Origin of the sequence: Novosphingobium lentum NBRC 107847 (assembly GCF_001590965.1) — a bacterium.
GTDB classification, from domain to species: domain Bacteria; phylum Pseudomonadota; class Alphaproteobacteria; order Sphingomonadales; family Sphingomonadaceae; genus Novosphingobium; species Novosphingobium lentum.
In genome coordinates this window covers 1-21925 of record NZ_BCTW01000005.1, presented here as the reverse complement: position 1 = coordinate 21925, position 21925 = coordinate 1, and the positions used below count along the sequence as shown (strand labels likewise).

Sequence of the window (21925 nt, the reverse complement as noted above, 5' to 3'; positions counted from 1 at the left end):
AATATCCGGCAAAGCAAGCTCAGCCAGCCGTTCCTGGCCCGCCCGCCCTGACCGAGCGCGCCGGGGCCGCGCGGCGATGCCGACGTTACGGGCCAATCGCCGCAGACGGAAAGACGGCCTTAACCAATATTTTATCCGGCCGCCGCTATATCGTTTGCAGTCCTAGGGGGGAAACGGGCCCGATTTATGGTGCAACAGCCGCAAACAGACTGCCAGGCGAGCGAACCGGAGCATCGCATCGGCCGCGCCGAAAAGGACATCGTCGCGCTTGGCGTGGTGGTCGCCGCGATCATCCTGTTCGTGGGCACCGGCAGCGCCGTGATGACCGATCTGGTGCGCGCCTATCTGGGTGCCGGGATCCAGGCCGACCGGCTGCTGGGCAACGCACTGATCCTCAACATCGCGCTGATCATCTTCGGCTGGCGGCGCTATGTCGAGCTCACTCGCGAAGTCGGCGACCGGCGCAAGGCCGAAGAAACCGCCTCGCGCCTTGCCCAGACCGATCCGCTGACCGGCTGCCTCAACCGCCGCAGCATCGGCCCGGCCACCGCCGCGATGCTCGCCGACGCGCAGCGCCAGGGCACTGCCGTGGTCGTGATGATGATCGATCTCGACAAGTTCAAGCGCATCAACGACATCCACGGCCACCAGAGCGGCGACGACATCCTGATCGAATCGACCCGCCGCATCCGCGCCATGCTGCCCGAACGGGCGCTGCTGGCGCGGCTGGGCGGCGATGAATTCGCCTGCGTCGTGCCGATCGACCGCGCCCATTCCGAACACGTCGAAAACCTCGCCAGCCTGCTCAACGAAGGCATCGCCTCGCCGATCCAGTCGGGTTCGCTCGAACTGGACGTGACCGTCTCGATCGGGCTTGCCCGCAGCGACGAACTGCTGAGCGGCGTGGACGAGGAAGCCGCGCAGCAACTGCTGCACATGGCGGACATCGCGATGTACCAGGCCAAGAAGGGCGGCCGCAACCGCTACTACTGGTTCGAAGCCAGCATGGAAAAGGAACTGCGGTTCCGCAGCGAGCTGGAGGCGGGCATCCGCGCGGGCATCCCGGCGGGCGAATTCGTGCCCTACTATGAAAAGCAGATCGACCTAGAGGATGGTCGCATCACCGGGTTCGAGATGCTGGCGCGCTGGAATTCGCCCGCGCACGGCATGATCAGCCCCGAAGTGTTCATCCCGATCGCCGAGGAAATCGGCTGCATCTCCGAACTGTCCGAAACGCTGATCGCCCAGGCGTTGCGTGATGCGCGCGAATGGGACCCGTCGCTGACGCTGTCGGTCAACATCTCGCCGGTCCAGCTGCGCGATCCGTGGTTTGCGCAGAAGCTGCTCAAGCTGCTGATCTCGGCCAACTTCCCGCCCAGCCGGCTCGACATCGAGATCACCGAAAGCTGCCTGCACGAAAACGTCGGCGTCGTCCGCTCACTGATCACCAGTCTGAAGAACCAGGGCATCGGCATCAGCCTCGACGATTTCGGCACCGGCTATTCCAGCCTTGCCCAGCTGCGCACGCTGCCGTTCGACCGCATCAAGATCGACCGCACGTTCGTATCGACGCTGGGATCGAGCAAGGAAAGCTCGACGATCATCGAGGCGATTTCCTCGCTCGGCCGGGGCATGGACCTGCCGATCACCGCCGAAGGCATCGAGAACAAGGAAGTGCTGGCGCTGCTCAAGACGTTCGGGACGTTCAAGGGCCAGGGCTTCCTCTATGGCCAGCCCGAATCGGGCGAAGCGGTGCGCCGGATGCTCGCCGAGCAGAACCTGCTGGCGATTGCTCCCGTGCCGGGTGGCCCGACCACACCGGACCTGCTCGCTCCGCTGCGGACCGCCACCGGATCCTGACCGGGCGAGCCGATCGCGCCGCCAAGCTTCTGAAATTGGTTCGGCCCACCGGCGCAGCGGGCATTGCGAAGGGGGGCATTGCCGCCTAGATCGCGCGACATGCGCGTCCCCTTTCGCAAGATGCACGGCCTGGGCAACGATTTCGTGGTCATCGACGGCCGCGAGACGCCGCTGGCGGTTACCCCAGCGCGCGCCGCATCGCTGGCCGATCGCCACACCGGCATCGGCTGCGACCAGCTGATCCTGCTCGAACCCTCCACCCTGGCCGACGTACGCATGCGCATCTTCAACGCCGATGGCGGCGAGGTCGAGGCGTGCGGCAACGCCAGCCGCGCCGTGGGCCTGATGCTGGGCGGCGAGCAGCGGATCGAGACCGCCGGCGGGATCATCGCCAGCGCCGCGACGGCGGACGGCATCGCGGTCGATATGGGCGCCCCGCGCTTCGGCTGGAACGAAATTCCGGTGGCCTATGCGATGGACACACTGGCCATGCCGGTCGGCTGGGAAGACCTCGCAGGCCCGGCGGGGGTCAACGTCGGCAATCCCCACGCGGTGTTCTTCGTGCCCGACCAGGCGGCGGTGGACCTGGCCCGGCTGGGTCCGCTGATCGAGCACGACCCGCTGTTTCCCGACCGCATCAACGTCAACGTCGCCACGATCACCGGCCCTGATCGCATCGCCTTGCGCGTGTGGGAACGCGGCGTCGGCCTGACCCGCGCCTGCGGCACCGGCGCCTGCGCCACGGCAGTCGCGGCGATGCGGCGCAAGCTGACCGGCCGCCGCGTCACCGTGGACCTGCCCGGCGGGTCGCTGACGATCGCGTGGGCGCAAAACTCAGAACAGGGCCCCGGCACCATCACCATGACCGGCCCGGCGACGCTGTCGTTCGAAGGCTGGTTCGATGATGCGGAATACCCGGCGTGACCGCGCGCGTGGTCACGCTCGGCTGCCGCCTGAACCTGGCCGAAAGTGAAACGATCCGCGCGCTGACTGCGGGTGCCGTGGGTGACACGCGCGCGACGGTGGTGGTCAATTCCTGCGCGGTCACCGCAGAAGCGATGCGCCAGTCGCGCCGCGCGGTGCGCAAGCTGCGCCGCGATCACCCCGATGCGCGGCTGCTGGTGACAGGCTGCGCCGCGACGATCGAGCGCGAGGCGTTTGCCGCGATGGCCGAAGTGGATGGGGTGGTGGCCAACGACGCCAAGCTCGATCCGGCGAGCTGGGTGGATCCCGGTGAAACAGCTGCTGCCCACGTCCCGCTTCCCCGCCAAGGCGGGGACCGCGTGCAGGATGGCACCGATGGCAATCTCCTGAGATCCCCGCCTTCCGGCCGATGGCCGGAAGTTCATCCTGAGCCTGTCGCAGGGCGGGGACGCGCCGAGCACACCCACACCCGCGCGTTCGTGCCGGTCCAGACCGGGTGCGACCATGCCTGCACGTTCTGCATCATCCCGCAGGGCCGGGGCGCAAGCCTGTCCACCCCGGTTGCCGACGTGCTGCACGCGATCGAGGCGCATGGCGCGGCGGGCACGCGCGAAGTGGTGCTGACCGGCGTGGACGTGACCGGCTGGGGCGCGGACCTGCCCGGCAGTCCCCGCCTCGGCGATCTCGTCGCGGCGATCCTGGTTGCGTTTCCCGCGCTGCCCCGGCTGCGCCTGTCGTCGCTCGACGGGGTGGAGATCGATCCGCTGCTGGTCGAACTGATCACCGGCGAACCGCGCGTGATGCCGCATCTCCACCTGTCGCTGCAATCGGGCGACGACATGGTGCTGAAGCGGATGAAGCGCCGCCACACCCGCGCGCAGGCCGTCGCGCTGGTCGAGCGCCTGCGCGCCGCCCGGCCCGAGATCGCCATCGGCGCCGACCTCATCGCCGGTTTTCCGACCGAGAGCGACGCGATGCACGATGCGAACCTGTCGATCGTCGCGGCGTGCGGCGTGGTCCATGGCCACGTGTTTCCTTATTCGCCGCGCCCCGGCACACCCGCCGCGCGGATGCCGCAAGTGCCGCCGGCCACCGTCCGCGCCCGTGCTGCAGAGCTGCGCGCCGCCGTGGCGCACGAACGCGCGCGCTGGCTCGCCACGCTGATCGGCCAGCCCCGCACGGTGTTGGCAGAGCGTGACGGCACCGGCCACTCGCCCGAATTCGCGCCATATCGCCTGCCGGGGGACACAAAGCCCGGCAGCCTCGTTACCCTGAACCCGACACGGATGGCCGACGGCATGCTCATCGCCGACGAACTGCACAGCAAGGACCAAGGCGCATGAGCGACGAAACCCCGGTTGCCGAAAACAACTGGACTGGCCGCCTGCTGGGCGGGTTCCGCAAGACGTCCGAACGGCTGACCGAAAACCTCTCGGGCATCGTGTCGAAGACGAAGCTCGACGATGCGCAGCTCGACGAGATCGAGGACGCGCTGATCCTGTCCGACCTTGGCCCGCGCGCCGCCGGGCGGATCCGCGACAAGCTTGCCGCCAACCGGTTCGAGCGCGGGCTTGACGATCAGGCGCTGCGCGAGGCGGTCGCCGAGGAAATCGCCGCGATCCTGCGCCCGGTGGCCAAGCCGCTCGACATCGTGGCGTTTCCGCGCCCGCAAGTGATCCTGGTGATCGGGGTCAACGGATCGGGCAAGACCACCACCATCGCCAAGCTGGCGCACTTGTTCCAGGAACAGGATTACGGCGTGATGCTGGCGGCAGGCGACACCTTCCGCGCCGCCGCGATCGGCCAGCTGAAAGTCTGGGCTGACCGGCTCGGCGTGCCGGTGATCACCGGGCCCGAGGGCGGCGATCCGGCCAGCGTGGTATTCGATGCGGTCAAGGCGGCGACCAGCACCGGCATCGACACGCTGATCGTCGATACCGCCGGCCGCCTGCACAACAAGCGCGAACTGATGGACGAACTGGCCAAGGTCCGCCGCGTGCTGGGCCGCCTCAATCCCGAAGCGCCGCACGACGTCGTGCTGGTGCTCGATGCCACCAACGGGCAGAATGCGCTGCAGCAGATCGAGACGTTCAAGGAAATCGCAGGCGTGACCGGGCTGATCATGACCAAGCTGGACGGCACCGCGCGCGGCGGCGTGCTGGTGGCGGCGGCGGAGCAATACGGCCTGCCGATCCATGCCATCGGCGTGGGAGAGAAGATCGACGACTTGCGCCCGTTCGACCCCGACCTGCTCGCCAAGGTCATCGCGGGGGTGTTCCGGTGAGCGATTCCGTCTCCTCCCCGACACCCTCCCCCGCTCGTCCTGAGCCTGTCGAAGGGCGCGAACCCAAGCCCAAATCCTCATGGATCAACCTGGCGGTCGATTTCGGGCCGCTGCTCGTGTTCTTCCTCGCCTACCGCTATTTCAGCCCGCCCAAGGGCGATAACGGGCTGGGCGCGGTGGTCGCCGTGACCAAGAGCACGATCGCGTTCATGGTCGCCACGGTGGTGGCGCTGGCGGTGTCGAAATGGCGGCTGGGCAAGATTTCGCCGATGTTGTGGCTGTCGACCGTGCTGATCCTGGCGTTCGGCGCGCTGACCGTGTGGCTGGGCGATCCCGACTACATCCAGATGAAACCCACGGCGGTGTACCTGCTGTTCGCGGGCATCCTGTTCGGCGGATTGCTGCGCGGCAAGGCGATGCTGCGCACGCTGCTGCAATCGGCGTTCGACGGGCTGGACGATGCCGGATGGCTCAAGCTGTCGCGCAACTGGGCGGTGTTCTTCCTGGTGCTGGCGGTGGTGAACGAGATCCTGCGCCACTTCTACAACAAGTCCAACGGCGGGTTCGAGACCTGGCTGTGGATCAAGGTGTGGGGCGTGACCGCGCTGTCGTTCCTGTTCACCTTCGCGCAAGTGCCGATGCTGCTGCGCCATGGGCTGGGCGAGGATGCCGAAAACGAGGTGCTGCAGGACCCGCCGCACGACTGAGCCCGGGGCCCGGGTTGCGTCGCCAGTTGCGAACGTTGCGCAAAACAGTGTGACAAAAGCCACACCTGGCCTAATATGCGCCGGTCAGGCTCCCGCCGCTGCGCAGTGCAGGAGCTATCGCCAACGCATTCTAGGGGGAATTTTTCATGGCCAAGTTCTTTGGTAACCTGCACCTGGTGCTGATAGCGGGGCTCGTCCTCGCCATCATCGTCATGGTCGCTTTCGCCGCATCGGCCCCGGTCGATGCCAACGCGCTGTTCCGCTGGCTGCACGTGTTCTTCGGCATCCTGTGGATCGGCCTGCTGTATTACCTCAACTTCGTGCAGGTGCCGACGATGCCGTCGATCCCCGCCGAACAGAAGGGTGCGATCACCGGGCACATCGCCCCCAAGGTGTTCTTCTTCTTCCGCTGGGGGGCTCTGCTGACGCTGCTGACCGGCCTCGGCATCTCGATCATCGACGGCTACGGCCACGCCGCGCTGACCTTCACCGGTGACGGCAACGTCAACCTGATCGGCGTCGGCATGTGGATGGCGATCATCATGGCCTTCAACGTGTGGTTCATCATCTGGCCCGCGCAGAAGAAGATCCTGGGCATCGTCGAAGCCACGGCCGAGGAAAAGGCCAAGGCCGCGCCACGCGCACTGTTCGCCAGCCGCACCAACCTGCTGCTGTCGATCCCGATGATCTACTGCATGGTCAGCGCCAACCTGGGCTGATCGCGCATCATCGTCGCGCGTCACACGGGGCGCGATCACCGGGCGGTGGTCGCGCCCTGCGTGTGTCTGCGTGGTGCGCCCGACGGGTATGGCGGCCCGCTTCATGGCGACCGCATTACCGGGGCTTAATTGGCGCAGCCGCCACCCCACGGCTATTTCCCGCCGGACAATCGAGCGCGGGAAGCCAATGCCATGGAAGTCGAAGTCAGCGCCGAAGCCAAGGACAAGCGGCTCAACCGCCTGGTCGCCATCACCGTGGTGCTGCTGTCGGTGTTCACCGGGCTGTGCAACATCAAGGACGGCAACCTTGTGCAGAACATGCAGCAGGCCAAGTCGGATTCGGTCGACACCTGGGGCGAATACCAGGCGACACGCACCAAGCTGCACATCGCGCAGACCGCGCGCGCAGAAGTGACCGTGATCGCCCAAGGGACCAGCGGCGCAGGCAAGGCCCAGGCCGCGCAGACGCTGGCCACGCTCGACGGCGAGATTGCCAAGTACACCGCCGAAGCGCCGAAACTCGCCGCCAAGGCGCAAGGCTTTGCCGACAGCTACGACGCGCTCAACGTCCACGATGACCAGTTCGATGCGAGCGAGGCGCTGATCTCCACCGCGATCTCGCTGGCGGCGGTGGCGGCATTGGTCGAAAGCTTCGGTGTCCTGTTCGGCAGCTGGGCGTTCGGCGCGTTCGGCCTGTTCATGGGCGTGTGCGGCTTTGCCCGGCTGGCGTTCCACCCCGACGTGCTGAGCAACTTCCTGGGTTAGCGAGCACGGCAGGCATCCGTTTCATTCGATCCAATCCCTTCCGCTCATGCTGAGGAGCCGCTGAGCTTGTCGAAGCGGCGTCTCGAAGCACAACCCGGTCGTTCGGGCGGTGGTTCGAGACGAGCCTTCGCCAAGCTCAGTCTCTCCTCACCATGAGCGGTCACGTTTGGAACCACCGCCAACTACGTATTCCTGCCCGCGTTTCAGCACCCCCGCCCCACCCCGGCATTAACCATGTTGCGCCATTATCGACGAGGGCATGACAGGTGCCGCATAACCCGATAGCTTGGGCGACAGAACAAGCTTGGGAGCGGTTGCCGGGACAGGCGACGGGTTGGGCGGCTACGACGGCGAGCGGAAATGTCCGTTCGGTGCGTGTCCGTCGCGATCGGGGGAACCGCCGGGCATGGAAACGTACGACTTCATCGTTATCGGCAGCGGGCCGGCAGGGCGCCGCGCTGCGGTCCAGGCGGCCAAGCTGGGCCATTCCGTGCTGGTTGTCGAAGGACGCCGGCGAGTTGGCGGGGTGTCCGTGCACACCGGCACGATCCCGTCCAAGACCTTGCGCGAAACCGCGCTGAACCTGTCGGGCTGGCGCGAGCGTGGGTTCTACGGCAGCAGCTACCGGGTCAAGAAAGAGATTCGCGGCGAAGACCTCGGCATCCGGCTGACCAAGACGCTGGAACACGAAGTCGATGTGCTCGAACACCAGTTCCAGCGCAACAACGTGCGCACCATCGCCGGCACCGCGCGGTTCCTCGATCCGCACCGCCTCAACATCCGCTGCGTCGATGACAGCGATCTGGTCGTGTCGGGCGAGCGCATCCTGATTGCGGTGGGCACGGTGCCGTTCCGTCCCGAGAGCATCCCGTTCGACGACGATCATATCCTCGACAGCGACGCGGTGATCGAGGCGCCACGCGTGCCGCGCAGCCTGACCGTGATCGGCGCGGGCGTGATCGGCATCGAATACGCCACCATCTTTAGCGCGCTGGACGTGCCGGTCACGCTGATCGAGCCGCGCGAGAGCTTCCTCGATTTCATCGACCGCGAGATCATCCAGGAATTCGTCCACATCCTGCGCGATCGCGGCACGATCATCCGGCTCGGCAGCAAAGTGGTGAAGATCGAAAAGGGCAAGGACGGCTGGCCGGTGACCACGCTGGAAGGCGGCCGCACCATCCGCAGCGACATGCTGCTGTATGCGGCGGGCCGGATGGGCGCGACCGATCCGCTCGATCTGGCCGCCTGCGGTCTGGCAGTGGACGCGCGCGGGCGGCTGGCGGTCGATCCAAAAACGTTCCAGACGGCGGTTCCGCACATCTATGCGGCGGGCGACGTGATCGGCTTTCCCAGCCTGGCCTCCACCTCGATGGAGCAGGGCCGGATCGCCGCCTGCCACGCCTTCGGCCTGCCGATGCCGCCCGCGCCGCAATACTTCCCCTATGGCATCTACGCCGTCCCCGAAATCTCGACCGTGGGGATGAACGAGGAAGAAGTGCGCGCGCGCGGGATCGGGTACGAATGCGGCATCGCGCGCTTTCGCGAAACCTCGCGCGGGCACATCATGGGGTTGAGCAACGGCATGATGAAGATGCTGTTCTCGCTCAAGACCCGGCGCCTGCTGGGCGTGCACATCATCGGCGAAGGCGCGACCGAACTGATCCACATCGGCCAGGCGGTGCTTAACCTGAAGGGCACGCTCGACTATTTCATCGAGAACACCTTCAACTACCCCACGCTGGCCGAAGCGTACAAGATCGCCGCGCTGGATGCGTGGAACCGGATGCCCAAGGTGGCGTGTTAAGGGCTGCGCATGAATTGACGATGTGCGGAGTAACGTCGTCCCGGGCTTGACCCGGGACCGCTGGCCACAACGACGCTACCGCCAGTGAGAGCGCCAGCGGTCCCGGATCAAGTCCGGGACGACGGGCATTCGCCCTAAATCTCCAGCTGGCTGCCCAGTTCGACCACGCGGTTGGTGGGCAGGCGGAAGAATTCCATCGCGCTGGCGGCGTTGCGCAGCATCCATGCGAACAGCTTTTCGCGCCAGATCGCCATGCCCGGCTTGTCCGAAGCGATCAGCGTCTGGCGCGACAGGAAGAAGCTGGTCTTCATCATGTCGAACGCCTCGCCGCACATCGTCACGGTCTTGAGCGCGGCGGGAACATCGGTTTCCTCAAGGAACCCGAAGCGCAGAATCACGCGGTAGAACCCTTGCCCCAGATCCTTCACGGTCGATCGCTCATCCGGATCGACATACGGCACGTCCCCGATCTGCACGGTCAGGATGATGACGCGTTCGTGCAGCACCTTGTTGTGCTTGATGTTGTGCAGCAGCGCCGACGGCACGCCCGAACTGGCCGATGCCATGAAGATCGCGGTGCCCGAAACGCGCGCCGCGCTGGAATGCGCCGACTTGGTGAACACCTCGAGCGGGATCGATCCTTCGGCCATGTTCTGCCGCATCAGCGCGCGCCCGCGCGACCACGTGGTGAGCAGCGTGAAAATCGCCAGCCCCATCGCCAGCGGCACCCAACCGCCGTCGGGAATCTTGGTGAGGTTGGCCGAAAGGTATCCGGTGTCGATCACGAAGAACAGGCCGAGCAGCGGGATCGCAACGGCCTTGTTCCACCGCCACAGCTGGAACAGCACCACCGCCAGCAGGAAGTTGTCGATCAGCATCGCGCCGGTCACCGCGATGCCATAGGCGGCGGTAAGGTTGGACGAGCGCTGGAAGATGAACACCAGCAGCAGCACCGCGATCATCAGCGCCCAGTTGACCACGGGCACGAAAATCTGCCCGGCGGCGGTTTCGCTGGTGTGCTTGATCGTCATGCGCGGGATGAAGCCGAGCTGGATCGCCTGCTGCGTGACCGAAAACGCGCCCGAGATGACCGCCTGCGAAGCGATTACCGCCGCCGCGCTGGCCAGCACCAGCAGCGGCCACTGGAACCAGTCGGGCGCGAGGAAATAGAACGGGCTTTCCAGCGCCGAAGGATCGCGCATCAGCAGCGAGGCCTGCCCCAGGTAGTTCAGAACCAGCGCGGGCAGCACGAACACCAGCCACGACAGGCGGATCGGGTTGCGGCCGAAGTGGCCCATGTCGGCGTACAGCGCCTCGGCGCCGGTCACTGCCAGCACCGCCGCGCCCATCGCCAGGAAGCCATGGAGCGGATCGGCGATGAACATCAGCGCGGCATAGTGCGGTGACAGCGCCGCGATGACTTGCGGCATCGCCAGGATCGAGATCACGCCCAGCACCGAGATCGTGGCGAAATAGAGCAGCATGATCGGCCCGAAGAACGTGGCGACTTTCGCCGTGCCGCGGCTCTGGATGAAGAACAGCCCGACCAGGATGAACGCCACCAGCGGCACCACCAGCCGGTGCAGTTCGGGCTGGTACACCGCGACACCCTCGATCGCCGACATCACCGACACCGCCGGCGTGATCATGCTGTCGCCATAGAACAGCGCGGTGGCGAACACGCCGAGCAGGATGATGCCCTTGCTCCAGCGGCGTCCGGTCGAATGCTGGTTGATCATCGCCAGTAGCGCCAGGCTGCCGCCCTCGCCCTTGTTGTCGGCGCGCATGATCACGGTGACGTATTTCAGCGTCACGATGATCATCATCGACCAGAACATCAGGCTGATGATGCCGTAAACGTGCAACTGGTCGAGCGGCAGCGGGTGGTGGCCGGCAAACGTATCGCGCAACGCGTACAGCGGGCTGGTGCCGATATCGCCGAACACCACGCCGATCGCGCCCACCGCCATGCCCAGCAGGGTGCCGCGCCCGTGGCTCTGGTGATCGTGCCCGGCGGCCTGGCGATCGACGCCTTCCCCACCTGGAACAACCGCTGCCTGAATCACGTCGTCATTCATTGCAGCACCAGCCCCCGGCTCCGCATCGGTCGCGCGCGCCCGGGACGGGTGCGAACCGCGCGGCGATTAGCACCGGCTTCCGGTCCCCGCAACACAGGGACTCGAGCGCGGGAAAACGGCAGCCAGGCTCACTGGCCCGCGCCCGATGCGGCGGGAGCCGGCGCTGTGCCTGCCGGCGCACTTGCCGATGCCGGTGCACTTGCCGATGGCGGTGCACTGCCCGCTGCCGGTGTGGGTTCCGGAGCCTGGGCCCCGATCATCGAATCGATCCGCGCCAGCCGCGCCTGCAGGTCCGGCCGATACGGCGCGTCGGCGGGTGCGCGCTGGAGCAGTTCGGCCCACAGCGCGCGGGCTTCGGCCAGCCGCCCCGATTGCGCCAGCGCCAGCCCCATGAAGAACGGCGGCCCCGGATGATCGGGCGCGATGTTGGCGGCCTTCTGCAGCGCGAACTGCGCCGCCGGACTGATCATGCCGTCGCTGTGGCCGACCAGCGCATTGCCCAGCGCCACCCACAAATCGGCATCCCTGGGCTGCTGCTTGACCGCAGCGCCGAGCAGGTTGGCCGCCGCGCCATACTGGCCCTGGCGCGAAAGCCCGTCGGCCACGATCAGCCAGCTTTGCCCTTTGCCGTACGATGCGCCCATCTGCTGGCGCTGCTGGATCAGCGTGGCGTCGGCCACCTTGTCGTTCTCGACCGCCGCCTTGGGCGCACCGGCGTACCCCGGATGGCCCTGCATGGCATAGCCGGCGATCCCCAGCAGCAGCGCCGCGCCGGTCAGTTCATATCCGGCGCGCGGCAGCTTGAACACCAGCACCAGCACGCCGAACACCACGGCGGCCACCAGCAGGATCAGCACCCAGGTCATGACGATTTCTCCTGCGGTGTGGCCGTTCGCACGCCCGCACCAGCACTGCGGCGGAACCGGCGGCGCAGCAGCAGCCCGGCCAGCCCCAAGAACGCGAGCGGCGCGGCGAACAGCGGCCAGGTCAGCGACGAAAGCTGCGGGGTGTAGCTGACGTAGTCGCCATAACGCTCGATCAGCCACTGGCGGATCGCCTCGGGATCCTCACCCGCCGCGATGCGCGTGCGCACCTGATGGCGCATGTCACCCGCCATCGGCGCGTCCGAATCGGCGATCGACTGGCTCTGGCACTTGAGGCAGCGCAATGTCTCCATCAGCGCCTGCGCCTTGGCCTCCTGCGCCGGATCGGGCAGCTGCTTGTAGGCATACGGCGCGGGCGGCAGCAGGTCCTGCGCGGCCAGCGGCCCAGCCTGAAGCCCGGCCAGCAGCAGCGTGAGGATGACGATCCACCGCCGGATCATGAGCCTGCATCCTTCAGCTTGCCCAGGATCATCGACACGTCCTCTGCGCGGATATCGCCGATGTGCTGGTAGCGGATGATGCCCTTGCCATCGATCACGAACGTCTCGGGCACGCCCGACGATCCGATCGCGAGCTGGACCGAGCTGAGATCGTCGGCCCCGATCGCGGCGAACGGGTTGCCATTGGTGGCGAGGAACCGCGCGACATCGGCGGGCCGGTCGCGGATGGCGATGCCGTCGATCTCCACGCCTTGCGCGGCGAGCGCGGCCAGCTGCGGGGATTCGACCGCGCAGGGTATGCACCAGCTGGCAAAGATGTTGAGCAGCTTGGGCTTGCCATCCTGGAATTTTGCGACTGCCAGCCCCGGCTTGTCGGTGGTCGCGGGGCGCAAGTCGAACGCGGGCAGCGGCTTGCCGATCATCGCGCTCGACACCTCGCGGTTGGCCGGGCGGAACAGCCCGAACATCACCAGCACGAAGAACCCGGCGAACAGCGCCAGCGGCAGCCACACCGCAAGGCCGGGGCGCTTCTTGGCCTCTGGCTCGCTCATCGCCCCTGCCTTTCGCGGCGCCAGGCGATCTTGCTCTCGGCGCGCAGGCGGGTCACATCGCGGATCACCCGGCCCAGCAGCGACAGCGCGCCGCCTAGCGCGACCAGCGCCCCGCCCAGCCAGATCAGCGGCACGAACGGCTTCCACCACAGCCGCAGCTGCCAGCGCCCGTCCTCGGCCTCTTCACCCAGTACGGTGTAAAGCTGCCCGTTCCACCGCGTCTTCAGCGCGGATTCGGTGCGCTGGCCCGGCGGCGAGGAGAAGCTGCGGGCCTGCGGCTGCAGCGCGACCGGTGCGCCGCCGGCATAGCTGGCCGAAAGATTGGCCTGCAGCGCGGTCCAGTTCTGCCCGGCGATCGGTTCGATCCCGGTCAGCGCGATCGTCCACGGGCCAACCTGCTGGCTGTCGCCCACGTTCACTGCCGCCAGCTTCTCGGTCGAGAACGCGCTGTCGCTGGCGATACCGGCCAGCGCCACCGCGATGCCGAAATGCGCCACGACCATCCCGTATGTCGGCAGCGGCGTGCGGCGCAAATTGCGCCCGAACAGCGGGATCACGCTCGCCACCGCCAGCCCCGCCGCCGCGCCCAGCCCCAGCGTGGGCAGCAGCTTCATCTGCGGTTCGGCCAGCACCAGCACGAACAACACGAACGCCGCGACCACGGCGGGGATCGCCACCGGCGCGGTCACGCGCGCGGCTTTGTCCTCACGCCAGCGCAGCAGCGGGCCGACGAACATCACCACGATCATCGGCAGCACGAAAATCGCCGCGACCGGGTTGAAATAGGGCGGTCCCACCGAAACCTTCTGGCCGAACGCCTCGGTCAGCAAAGGATACAGCGTGCCAACCAGCACGATGCCCAGAATGCCGCACAGCATCACGTTGTTGAACACCAGCGCCGCCTCGCGGCTGACCGGGGCAAACCGCGCGCCCTCGGTCACGGTCGAGGCGCGCAGGGCGAACAGCGCCAGCGCGCCGCCGATGTAGATCGCCAGCAGGCTGAGGATGAAACTGCCGCGCGTCGGATCGACCGCGAACGCGTGGACCGAGGTAAGGATGCCCGATCGCACCAGGAACGTGCCGATCATCGACATCGAGAACGCGACCACGCCCAGCATCACTGTCCACGCGCGCAGCGCATTGCGCGCCGCCAGCACGCTGGCCGAATGGAGCAGCGCGGTCGCCGCCAGCCACGGCATCAGGCTGGCGTTCTCGACCGGATCCCAGAACCACCAGCCGCCCCAGCCGAGCGTGTAGTACGCCCAGTACGACCCGGCGGTGATGCCCAGCGTCAGGAAGATCCACGCGCCCAGCACCCACGGGCGCATCGCGCGGGCGAACGCCGGGCCGACATCGCGCGTTACCAGCGCGCCGATGGCAAAGCTGAACGCGATCGAAAGCCCGACATAGCCGACATACAGCGTGGGCGGATGGAACGCGAGGCCCACATCCTGCAGCAGCGGGTTCAATCCCTGCCCCTCGGGCGCCGGTTCGGGTAGCCGCGCGAACGGGTTCGAGGCGAGCAGCAGGAAGGCATAGAAGCCCAGCGAAACGAACGCCTGCCCGGCCAGCGTGGCGATCAGCGTATCCTCGCGCAGCCGCCGCTCGACCAGCGCGACGAAGCCGCCACCCAACCCCATGATCGTCACCCACATCAGCATCGAGCCTTCGTGGTTGCCCCACGTGCCCGCCAGCTTGAAGATGAACGGTTTGAGCGAATGGCTGTTTTCCGCGACCAGCTTGACCGAAAGGTCCGTGGTCAGGAACAGTGTGATCAGGCTGGCAAAGGCCGCCGCCACGAGCAGCCCCTGCATCATCGCCAGCGGCCGTACCACCGGGATCAGCGCTGTGCCGCCCGGGCGCAGCGCCAGCGCGCCGGCAAACAGCTGCAGCAGCGCCAGCGCCGCCGCCATCCACAACATGGCAAGGCCGATTTCAGCGATCATTTCGTCTCCGCGATCACGGCTTTGGCCTGCGCCTTGGTCATGTCCCGCATTTCGCGGGGCACGTATTTCTCGTCATGCTTGGCCAGCAGATTGTCGGCCATGAACGTGCCGGCCTGCAGGTGCCCTTCGGCGACCACGCCCGATCCTTCGACGAACAGCTCGGGCGTGATCCCGGTGAACCGCACCGGCACGCGCGCCTTGCCGTCGGCGACGATGAACTGGACGGTAATGCCGTCGGGGCTGTGCGCGATCGAGCCCTTTTCGACCATCCCGCCCAGCCGCACCGCGCGGTCGGCTTCGGGCGGCTTGGCCACGATATCGCTCGGCAGGTAGAAGTACGACGCCTGGCTTTTCAGCGCGAACGCCGCCAGCAGCCCGGCGCCGACCAGCGCGACCAGCGCGATCACCACCAGCACCAGCCGCTGGTGCTTGGGCTTGATCGTGCTCATGCTTCGGGCGTCCCGCCGCTGTTGGCCCTGGCGCTGCCCCGGACCAGATCGCGGCGCATTTCGGCGCGGCGCATCGCCACCAGCGTCCAGCCGACCATCAGGCACGTGCCGATCACGCCGATCGCATAGGCGGCGATGACGAAGTCCCACTGGGCAAGGCGTTCATGCATGGTCTTGCCGATCCCGGTTCAGGCCATGGCCTTGCGGCGCAGGCGCGCCTCGGCCTGAATATCGGCGAGCAGCATCCGCATCCGCGCCAGCACGACCCCGCCGAAGATCAGCGAAAAGCCCACCGCCGCAAACAGCAGCGGCCACAGGAACGTCCCGTCGATCGAGGACTTGCCCATCGTGATCGACGGCGGCTGGTGCAGGCTGTTCCACCACACCACCGACCGGTTGATGATCGGAATGTTGATCGCGCCGACGATGCCGAAGATCGCGGTCACGCGGTTGGCGCCAGACCCGGCGGCGGCATCGCGCTGCGCCGCGTTGGCCAGCGCGATATAGCCGAAATAGAGGAACAGCAGGATCAGGAAGCTGGTCAGCCGCCCGTCCCACACCCACCAGGTGCCCCAGGTCGGCCGGCCCCAGATCGATCCGGTGGCCAGCCCCATCGCGGTGAACGCCGCGCCCGGCACAGCGGCGGCGCGGCCGGAAATGGCGGCCAGCGGATGGCGCCAGACCAGTTCGACCAGACTGGAAATCGCGATGGTGGACCAGCCCGCCATGCCCAGCCACACGCACGGCACGTGGATGAACAGGATGCGCACGGTATCGCCCATCAGCCGGTCGGGCGGAACCACCAGCAGGCCCCACAGCAACGCGCCCGACGCCAGCAGCAGCCCCGAGCCGAGCAGCAGGGGCGTAAGCCAGCGCGCAAGGCGCAGGAAGCGGGCGGGATTGGCAAAACCGTGCATCGGCGCGGGGTTATCGATCCAATAAAGTCCGGCGACCCCCGCCGCCGGTTGCCGGTGCTCTGCCACTTGGGGCGCGGCGGGGCAAGGGCCAAGCGGCGGGGAACGGCGGCGCATTTGCAAGCAAGCGCTGTCCTACAGGATCGATGATGGTCTAGGCAGTGCCGATGCGCACTTTCGCCCGCTTTTTGGAACCCTTCCGCACGATCTTGAGGAAGGGCTGCGAACTTGCGCAGGGGTGTGTCAACTTCGTAAACTTCGTCAGCAACCGGTTGGCGAACCTGAACCGATCGCCGATTCGATGCCCGAACCCGTCAGCGCCCGATCTTGGCCTGCGCCATGCGATCGGCCACCGCGTCGGGGCTGACGCCGCTCGATTCGCTCTGGCGCCAGATTTCGGCCAGCCGCTCGGGGATCTGCTTCAGCCGCCGATTGACCTCATCCACGTCGCAGTGGCTGCCCTGGCACCGGGCGAGGTATTCCAGCGTGACGCTGATGATCCCGCCGGCGTTGATGACATAGTCGGGGGCATACAGGATGCCGCGTGCTGCCAGGGCCGCGCCATGTTCGGGCCGCGCCAGCTGGTTGTTGGCGCCGCCCGCCACGATCGGAGCCTCGATCCGGCCCACGCCCGAATCGTCGAGGATCGCGCCCAGCGCATTGGGGCTGAACACGTCGCAGCGGGTATCGAGCACATCGTCCGCCGCGACTTGCGTGGCGCCCAGCTCCGCCGCCAGCGCGGCGGCGCGGTCGTGGTGGATATCGGCCAGCGTCAGCCGTGCGCCGTCGCGCGCCAGCAACCGCGCCACGCCGCCGCCGACGCTGCCGGTGCCCTGCACCGCAACGTGGACGCCGGCCATGCTGTCGCGCCCCAGCTTGTGGCGCACGGCGGCCTTGATGCCGTGGTAGATGCCCATCGCCGTGAACGGCCCCGGATCGCCGCCCGCCGATCCGCCCGGCGAACCGTGCGTCGGCAGGCCCGAAACGTAGGACGTGCGCCGCGCGACGGCGACCATGTCCGCCTCGCTGATACCCACGTCCTCGGCGGTGACATAGCGCCCGCCCAGCGCCTCGATCGCATCGCCGAACGCATCGAGCATGGCGGGCGTCTTGGTGCGGGTTTCGTCGGCCAGGATCACCGCCTTGCCCCCGCCCATCGGCAAGTCGGCCATCGCGTTCTTGTAGCTCATGCCCCGGCTCAGCCGCAGCGCATCGCGCATCGCCAGCGCGGGGTCGGGATAGTGCCAGAACCGCGTGCCGCCCGCCGCCGGGCCCAGATGCGTCGAATGGATCGCGAAGATCGCGGTCAGGCCCGATGCGCGATGGCGCACCACTTGCACGGCCTCATGGTCGTCGAAATCGCTTTCCGTCCAGAACGCCGGCATCTTGGTTCCTCACTCACGTTCGGTCGCGGCGCCGGCCCGCTCCCCCGCCCGGCCACCCATAGCGGACAATGCCGTGGGTGGCCGGGCGGGGGAGCGGGCCGGTGCCGCGCACGGGGCAAAGCCCCCAAAAACAAAGGCAAGTCAGGGAAAATGGGGCGACCGAGGGGGTTCGAACCCCCGACCTCCGGTACCACAAACCGGCGCTCTAACCAACTGAGCTACGGTCGCCACACTGTCACGCGCACTGCCGAAGGGGCGCTGTCTAGGCAGCGGACCCTTTTCGTCAAGCGGCTAGTAGCGCGGGGTGCGCCTGTTGCAGAAACGTCTCGACTTGGGAAGCGAAATCTTGCTTCTCCGCCCCGCCGCGCAACATTGTTGCGTGGCCGTCAGCGGCTGTCGCGGTCGCCCCAGCTGCGGAACGCAACGCGCGGCGGTGAAAGGCTGGAATCGATCAGCGCCTGCTCCTCGACCTCCACCGAATCGACCTGCACCGACTGGGTCAGCAGGAACCACCGGCTGCGCACCTGCAACTGCCCCAGCGGCACCGGGCCGAGCGTGTTGCCGCCCGAAAACGGCTGCAGCACCGCGCCCGCATCCGCCCAGCCATCGGGCGGGCGCGCCGCAATCAGCCCGCGCACCCGGTCGATCGGCAATTGCTGCGGCGCCAGCATCGCCAGCAGCCGCGCCTGGTCGATGCGCAAGGTGTTGATGTTGATCGGCGAAAGTTGCGCCGCCGGCAGCGCGCACAGCCATGGCCGCAGCCGGGCATAGGTCGTGGCGGTCATGCCCTTGACCGCGCGCAGTTCGCTGACATCGCCGATCAGCCGCCCGGCGGTGCGATACGGCACCGGCTGCGCGCGATACCAGTCGTCCTCCGCGCCGTTGGGCTGGGCCACATCGTCGCTGTCGATCCAGTCGGCGATCGCATCGCTGACCGGGACCGCCTCGTTCTCGGGCACCGCAAGGCCCTTCATCAGCGCGCGCAGCTGCGACAGCCCTGCCGGACGCAGCGCCAGCCGCCCGTCGGCCGCCTGTTCGACCAGCGAATTGACGTTGAAGCAGTTGTCCGCATCGTCGATCCGCGCCCGCACCACGCCGCGCACCAGCGGCAGCGGAAACTCGCGCCCCAGCAACCCGGTGCGATCGACGGTGCGCTGTTGATCGGCCTCGAGCAGCCCCTTGATCCGCGCCATCGCCAGGCTTTCGGCGCTGGTGGCGTAAAGCCGCGCCTGCGCCATCGCCTGCCCGTTGCCAGCCAGATGCGTCGCCAGGTTGAGCCGTTCGAGCATCACCGCCGCGATCACCGCCATCACCGCCACGAGCAGCAGCACCGACAGCAGCGCGGCGCCGCGTTCCCGTTCCGGCGGGTGAAATTGCGGAAGGCGAGTCACTGGTAATTGACCCCCACCAGCGAAACGATGCGCAAGGCCCGCCCGCCAGAGCGTGGCAGCGTGATCTCGATCGCGACCGGCAGTTCGGTGTCGCGCTCCGGCTGCCATGAGGTGTGCCACAGCCCGTCGCGGGTGCGGAACCGCAGCGCCGGGACCGTCGCGGCATCGAGCACGGCGGTGGCAGGATCGGCAGCGGCGCCATCGGGAAACGGATAGCCGGCGCGCAGCAGTTTTCCGCCTTGCCAGCGGTACTCGACCTTTTCGAGGCTGGGTCGCGGCGCGCCGTCGACATTGGCCCAGCCGCTGCGCGTCAGTCGCAGCAGCAGGCCGCCGGTCCCTGCGCCGGGCGCGTCGAGCGCGGGCTGCGCCGTGCCGGTCTCGTCGCGGGCGGTGCGCGGCGTGGCTTGCGCCAGATCGGCGGTCCACACCGCCAGGAACCGGCGGTCCTCGGCGATGCGGTCGGTCCTGTGGCGGCTCGCCAGTTCGGCATCGACGCTGAACCGCAGCAGCGCTAGCGCCCCGCCCGCGATCACCGCGAAAATCGCCAGCGCGATCAGCATCTCCACCAGCGTGAACCCCGCCTCGCTGCGGCTCACGGTGATGCGACCGGCGCGCTTCATGACGCCGGCAACCGGGTGAAATCGAGCGTGTACGCGGTCCCCAGCGCGCCCGGCGTAACCTCGCGCACCCTGATCGTGATCGCCAGCACGCCGAACGATTCCTGCGCCGCGACGCGCCGCTGCCACGCGAAATTGCGCCCCATGTTGCTGACCGTGCCCGTCGCCGCCCCCAGTGCCGGCGGGGCGGGGTCGGTCAGCGTCTCTGCCGCCAGGTTCTGCGCCACCACTTCGCGCAGGAACCGCTGGTCGAGATCGGCGGTGCGCGCAATGCTCTCGCCCTCCAGCTTGAGCAGCGCCAGCGCAGCCAGCGCAAACACCGCCAGCGCGACGAGCATCTCGATCAGCGTGAACCCCCGTTCGCTCGTTGGACGCTCAGCGCGACCCATCGACCGCCACCTGACCGTCGCGGGCGATGCGCACCGCGACCACGGCGCTGCCATGGACCAGTCGCACGCTGGCGTCGCCACTTGCCAAGCCGACCGGATCGAACACGATGCGGCTGCGCCCCCCGCCCTGCCCTTCCGGTGCGCCCTGAACCACTGGCCCGCCCTGCCCTGCGACCCGCGCGGTGGTGCCCTTGGCCCAGTTGGTGAGGCCGAGCCGGCTGGCGTCGAGGCTGTGCCAGCCGCCGTCGATGCGTCGCTCGAAATAATAGCCGGCATTGCCCACGACCAGCGCGACCGGCGCCCCGCCGGTGATCGCCTCGTCTCGAGCGGCCAGCGTGCGCGCGGCAAACCGCTCGCCCTCGGTGCGCAGTGCCCGGCCGTCGCCCGGCAGCGACAGCACCACCGCGCCCGCGAGCAGCCCCATCACGAACATCACCACCATCAACTCGACTAGACTGAAGCCGTTGGTCAGGCGGGTGGTAGAGCGGGAAGCGGGGGCTGGCATGGTCACGGACTTACGGCGTCTCGCCGCCACAGCGCAAGTTGGCAGGTGGCCGCCTGCGCGTTAGGGAGGGCAGCGATGTCCACCGTCACGGCCCCATCCTGTGCTGCCCGCCTGCTCGCACTGCCGGCGATGCAGCGAGTGCCCAGTCCCAAGCTCGAACTGTTCATCCGCCGCGGGTTTCTGTCGCCCCAATCCTGCACCCGGCTGATGGCGCTGATCGATGCCGATCGCCGGCCGTCGACCATCGCCGATCCCAATGGCGACAATGCTTTCCGCACCAGCGAGACCTGCGACCTGCCGATGGCCGAGCCCGAGGTCGCCGCGCTGGATGCGCTGCTGGCCGAAATCTCGGGGATCGATCCGGCGCATGGCGAGCCGTTGCAGGGCCAGCGGTATGCGCCGGGCCAGGAATTCAAGGCGCACACCGATTATTTCGACCCGCAAGGCGCTGATTTCGCACAATATTGCACCGTCGCCGGGCAGCGCACCTGGACATTCATGATCTACCTCAACCAGGTCGAGGCGGGCGGGGCGACGCGGTTCAAGGTGATCGACAAGATGATCCAGCCCGAAGCCGGCAAGCTGCTGTGCTGGAACAACCGCCGCCCCGACGGCAGCGTCAATCCGGCCACGCTGCACCACGGCATGAAGGTGCGCAAGGGCACCAAGTACGTCATCACCAAGTGGTATCGCGAACGGCCGTGGGGATGATCTGAGCGACATTTATGATCTGTTTCGGCGTACCGAAACAGGGTGCGGCACCGGCCCGCTCCCCCGCCCGGCCACCCCCAAGGTATCCTGTCGGGTGGCCGGGCGGGGGAGCGGGCCGGTGCCGGATCAGCTTTGTTGAGACCACCCCAGACGCAAAAAGGGCGGCACGATGGCCGCCCTTCCCGTATCGCATCGAAGAACCGATCAGTTCTTCTTGAGGCTGAGCCCGCCGAAACGCTTGTTGAACTGCGCGACGCGGCCGCCCTGATCGAGCTGGCGCTGGCCGCCGGTCCAGGCCGGGTGCGACAGCGGATCGATGTCGAGCGCCATGGTGTCGCCCTCCTTGCCCCAGGTCGAGCGAGTCTCGAAAATGGTGCCGTCGGTCATCTGCACCTTGATGGTGTGGTAGTCGGGGTGGGTATCGGCCTTCATGGCAATATGCTCCGCAAATGGTGGCCGGTTCCGACCGGCCTGACGGGAAATCTGGAAAGCGCGCGCTTAGCGATGCTTTTATTCTATGTCCAGCCTCGAGGAGTCAGTCTGCCAGCCTCACGGCTGGGGCGGCAGAGTCCTTTTCCAGCCTCACGGCTGGAAGCGGC

23 protein-coding genes and 1 tRNA gene are annotated in these 21925 nt (G+C 67.5%); 9 read left to right on the top strand and 15 right to left on the bottom strand.

Translation table 11 applies throughout. The features are described 5' to 3' along the window. The first annotated feature begins 186 nt into the window (after nt 1-186). From NL2_RS05230 to sthA, 8 genes are all read left to right on the top strand, one after another. Nucleotides 187-1860: a putative bifunctional diguanylate cyclase/phosphodiesterase gene (locus NL2_RS05230; RefSeq protein WP_084355899.1), complete on the top strand. Its 1674-nt coding sequence runs from the start codon at nt 187-189 to the stop codon at nt 1858-1860. Between the two features lie 99 nt (nt 1861-1959). Further along, a complete protein-coding gene (gene dapF, locus NL2_RS05225) occupies nt 1960-2784 on the top strand; it encodes a diaminopimelate epimerase (protein WP_068072631.1) in 825 nt (274 codons plus the stop codon). After that, on the top strand, nt 2781-4127 hold the full coding sequence (locus NL2_RS05220) for a MiaB/RimO family radical SAM methylthiotransferase (RefSeq protein WP_068072629.1): 1347 nt from the start codon (nt 2781-2783) through the stop codon (nt 4125-4127). Before dapF ends, NL2_RS05220 begins: the two co-directional genes overlap by 4 nt. Then, nucleotides 4124-5068, top strand: coding sequence for a signal recognition particle-docking protein FtsY (ftsY, locus tag NL2_RS05215; protein WP_068072626.1), 945 nt, complete (start codon nt 4124-4126; stop codon nt 5066-5068). The genes NL2_RS05220 and ftsY overlap by 4 nt, the downstream gene beginning before the upstream one ends. Before the next feature lie 83 nt (nt 5069-5151). Then, entirely contained in the window at nt 5152-5775 is a 624-nt protein-coding gene (locus NL2_RS05210; protein ID WP_068073045.1) for an inner membrane-spanning protein YciB, read from the top strand. A gap of 146 nt (nt 5776-5921) precedes the next feature. Beyond that, a complete protein-coding gene (locus NL2_RS05205; RefSeq protein WP_068072624.1) occupies nt 5922-6494 on the top strand; it encodes a urate hydroxylase PuuD in 573 nt (190 codons plus the stop codon). 192 nt (nt 6495-6686) lie between these two features. Continuing rightward, on the top strand, nt 6687-7259 hold the full coding sequence (locus NL2_RS05200) for a DUF4337 domain-containing protein (RefSeq protein WP_068072620.1): 573 nt from the start codon (nt 6687-6689) through the stop codon (nt 7257-7259). 406 nt (nt 7260-7665) lie between these two features. After that, nucleotides 7666-9066, top strand: coding sequence for a Si-specific NAD(P)(+) transhydrogenase (sthA, locus tag NL2_RS05195; protein WP_068072617.1), 1401 nt, complete (start codon nt 7666-7668; stop codon nt 9064-9066). 134 nt (nt 9067-9200) lie between these two features. Here sthA and NL2_RS05190 read toward each other — a convergent pair whose 3' ends face one another. The 14 genes from NL2_RS05190 to NL2_RS05130 form a co-directional block, all read right to left on the bottom strand. Continuing rightward, complete coding sequence (locus tag NL2_RS05190) at nt 9201-11144, bottom strand: potassium transporter Kup (protein WP_068072610.1); 1944 nt, start codon at nt 11142-11144, stop codon at nt 9201-9203. A gap of 128 nt (nt 11145-11272) precedes the next feature. Further along, nucleotides 11273-12010: a tetratricopeptide repeat protein gene (locus tag NL2_RS05185; protein ID WP_068072608.1), complete on the bottom strand. Its 738-nt coding sequence runs from the start codon at nt 12008-12010 to the stop codon at nt 11273-11275. Then, nucleotides 12007-12468, bottom strand: coding sequence for a cytochrome c-type biogenesis protein (locus tag NL2_RS05180; RefSeq protein ID WP_068072605.1), 462 nt, complete (start codon nt 12466-12468; stop codon nt 12007-12009). Before NL2_RS05180 ends, NL2_RS05185 begins: the two co-directional genes overlap by 4 nt. After that, nucleotides 12465-13019, bottom strand: coding sequence for a DsbE family thiol:disulfide interchange protein (locus NL2_RS05175; protein ID WP_068072603.1), 555 nt, complete (start codon nt 13017-13019; stop codon nt 12465-12467). The genes NL2_RS05180 and NL2_RS05175 overlap by 4 nt, the downstream gene beginning before the upstream one ends. Next, entirely contained in the window at nt 13016-14965 is a 1950-nt protein-coding gene (locus tag NL2_RS05170; RefSeq protein WP_068072601.1) for a heme lyase CcmF/NrfE family subunit, read from the bottom strand. Before NL2_RS05170 ends, NL2_RS05175 begins: the two co-directional genes overlap by 4 nt. After that, the gene (gene ccmE, locus NL2_RS05165; protein WP_068072598.1) at nt 14962-15414 is read right to left on the bottom strand and encodes a cytochrome c maturation protein CcmE; all 453 of its coding nucleotides are present in this window, start codon (nt 15412-15414) and stop codon (nt 14962-14964) included. Before ccmE ends, NL2_RS05170 begins: the two co-directional genes overlap by 4 nt. After that, entirely contained in the window at nt 15411-15584 is a 174-nt protein-coding gene (locus NL2_RS21380) for a hypothetical protein (RefSeq protein WP_169799470.1), read from the bottom strand. Before NL2_RS21380 ends, ccmE begins: the two co-directional genes overlap by 4 nt. A gap of 18 nt (nt 15585-15602) precedes the next feature. Next, nucleotides 15603-16331: a heme ABC transporter permease CcmC gene (gene ccmC, locus NL2_RS05160; RefSeq protein WP_068072596.1), complete on the bottom strand. Its 729-nt coding sequence runs from the start codon at nt 16329-16331 to the stop codon at nt 15603-15605. Nucleotides 16332-16642: 311 nt separating this feature from the next. Further along, on the bottom strand, nt 16643-17713 hold the full coding sequence (locus tag NL2_RS05155) for a Glu/Leu/Phe/Val family dehydrogenase (RefSeq protein WP_068072593.1): 1071 nt from the start codon (nt 17711-17713) through the stop codon (nt 16643-16645). A 151-nt stretch (nt 17714-17864) separates the two neighbouring features. Further along, a tRNA-His gene (locus tag NL2_RS05150) sits at nt 17865-17941 on the bottom strand. 158 nt (nt 17942-18099) lie between these two features. Next, nucleotides 18100-19104 (bottom strand): type II secretion system minor pseudopilin GspK, encoded by a 1005-nt coding sequence (gspK, locus tag NL2_RS05145; protein ID WP_068072590.1) that lies wholly within the window; start codon nt 19102-19104, stop codon nt 18100-18102. Beyond that, complete coding sequence (gene gspJ, locus NL2_RS05140; protein WP_068072587.1) at nt 19101-19724, bottom strand: type II secretion system minor pseudopilin GspJ; 624 nt, start codon at nt 19722-19724, stop codon at nt 19101-19103. Before gspJ ends, gspK begins: the two co-directional genes overlap by 4 nt. After that, nucleotides 19721-20110: a type II secretion system minor pseudopilin GspI gene (gene gspI / locus NL2_RS05135; protein WP_084355896.1), complete on the bottom strand. Its 390-nt coding sequence runs from the start codon at nt 20108-20110 to the stop codon at nt 19721-19723. The genes gspJ and gspI overlap by 4 nt, the downstream gene beginning before the upstream one ends. Next, entirely contained in the window at nt 20097-20615 is a 519-nt protein-coding gene (locus tag NL2_RS05130; RefSeq protein ID WP_084355895.1) for a GspH/FimT family pseudopilin, read from the bottom strand. The genes gspI and NL2_RS05130 overlap by 14 nt, the downstream gene beginning before the upstream one ends. 75 nt (nt 20616-20690) lie before the next feature. Here NL2_RS05130 and NL2_RS05125 point away from each other — a divergent pair, with 75 nt between their 5' ends. Next, nucleotides 20691-21326 carry a prolyl hydroxylase family protein gene (locus NL2_RS05125; protein WP_068072581.1) on the top strand — a complete coding sequence of 212 codons (636 nt, stop codon included), beginning with the start codon at nt 20691-20693 and terminating at the stop codon, nt 21324-21326. Nucleotides 21327-21530: 204 nt separating this feature from the next. Here the strand turns inward: NL2_RS05125 and rpmE are convergent, their stop codons facing one another. Next, nucleotides 21531-21758, bottom strand: coding sequence for a 50S ribosomal protein L31 (rpmE, locus tag NL2_RS05120; protein WP_068072576.1), 228 nt, complete (start codon nt 21756-21758; stop codon nt 21531-21533). Nucleotides 21759-21925: the final 167 nt, after the last annotated feature.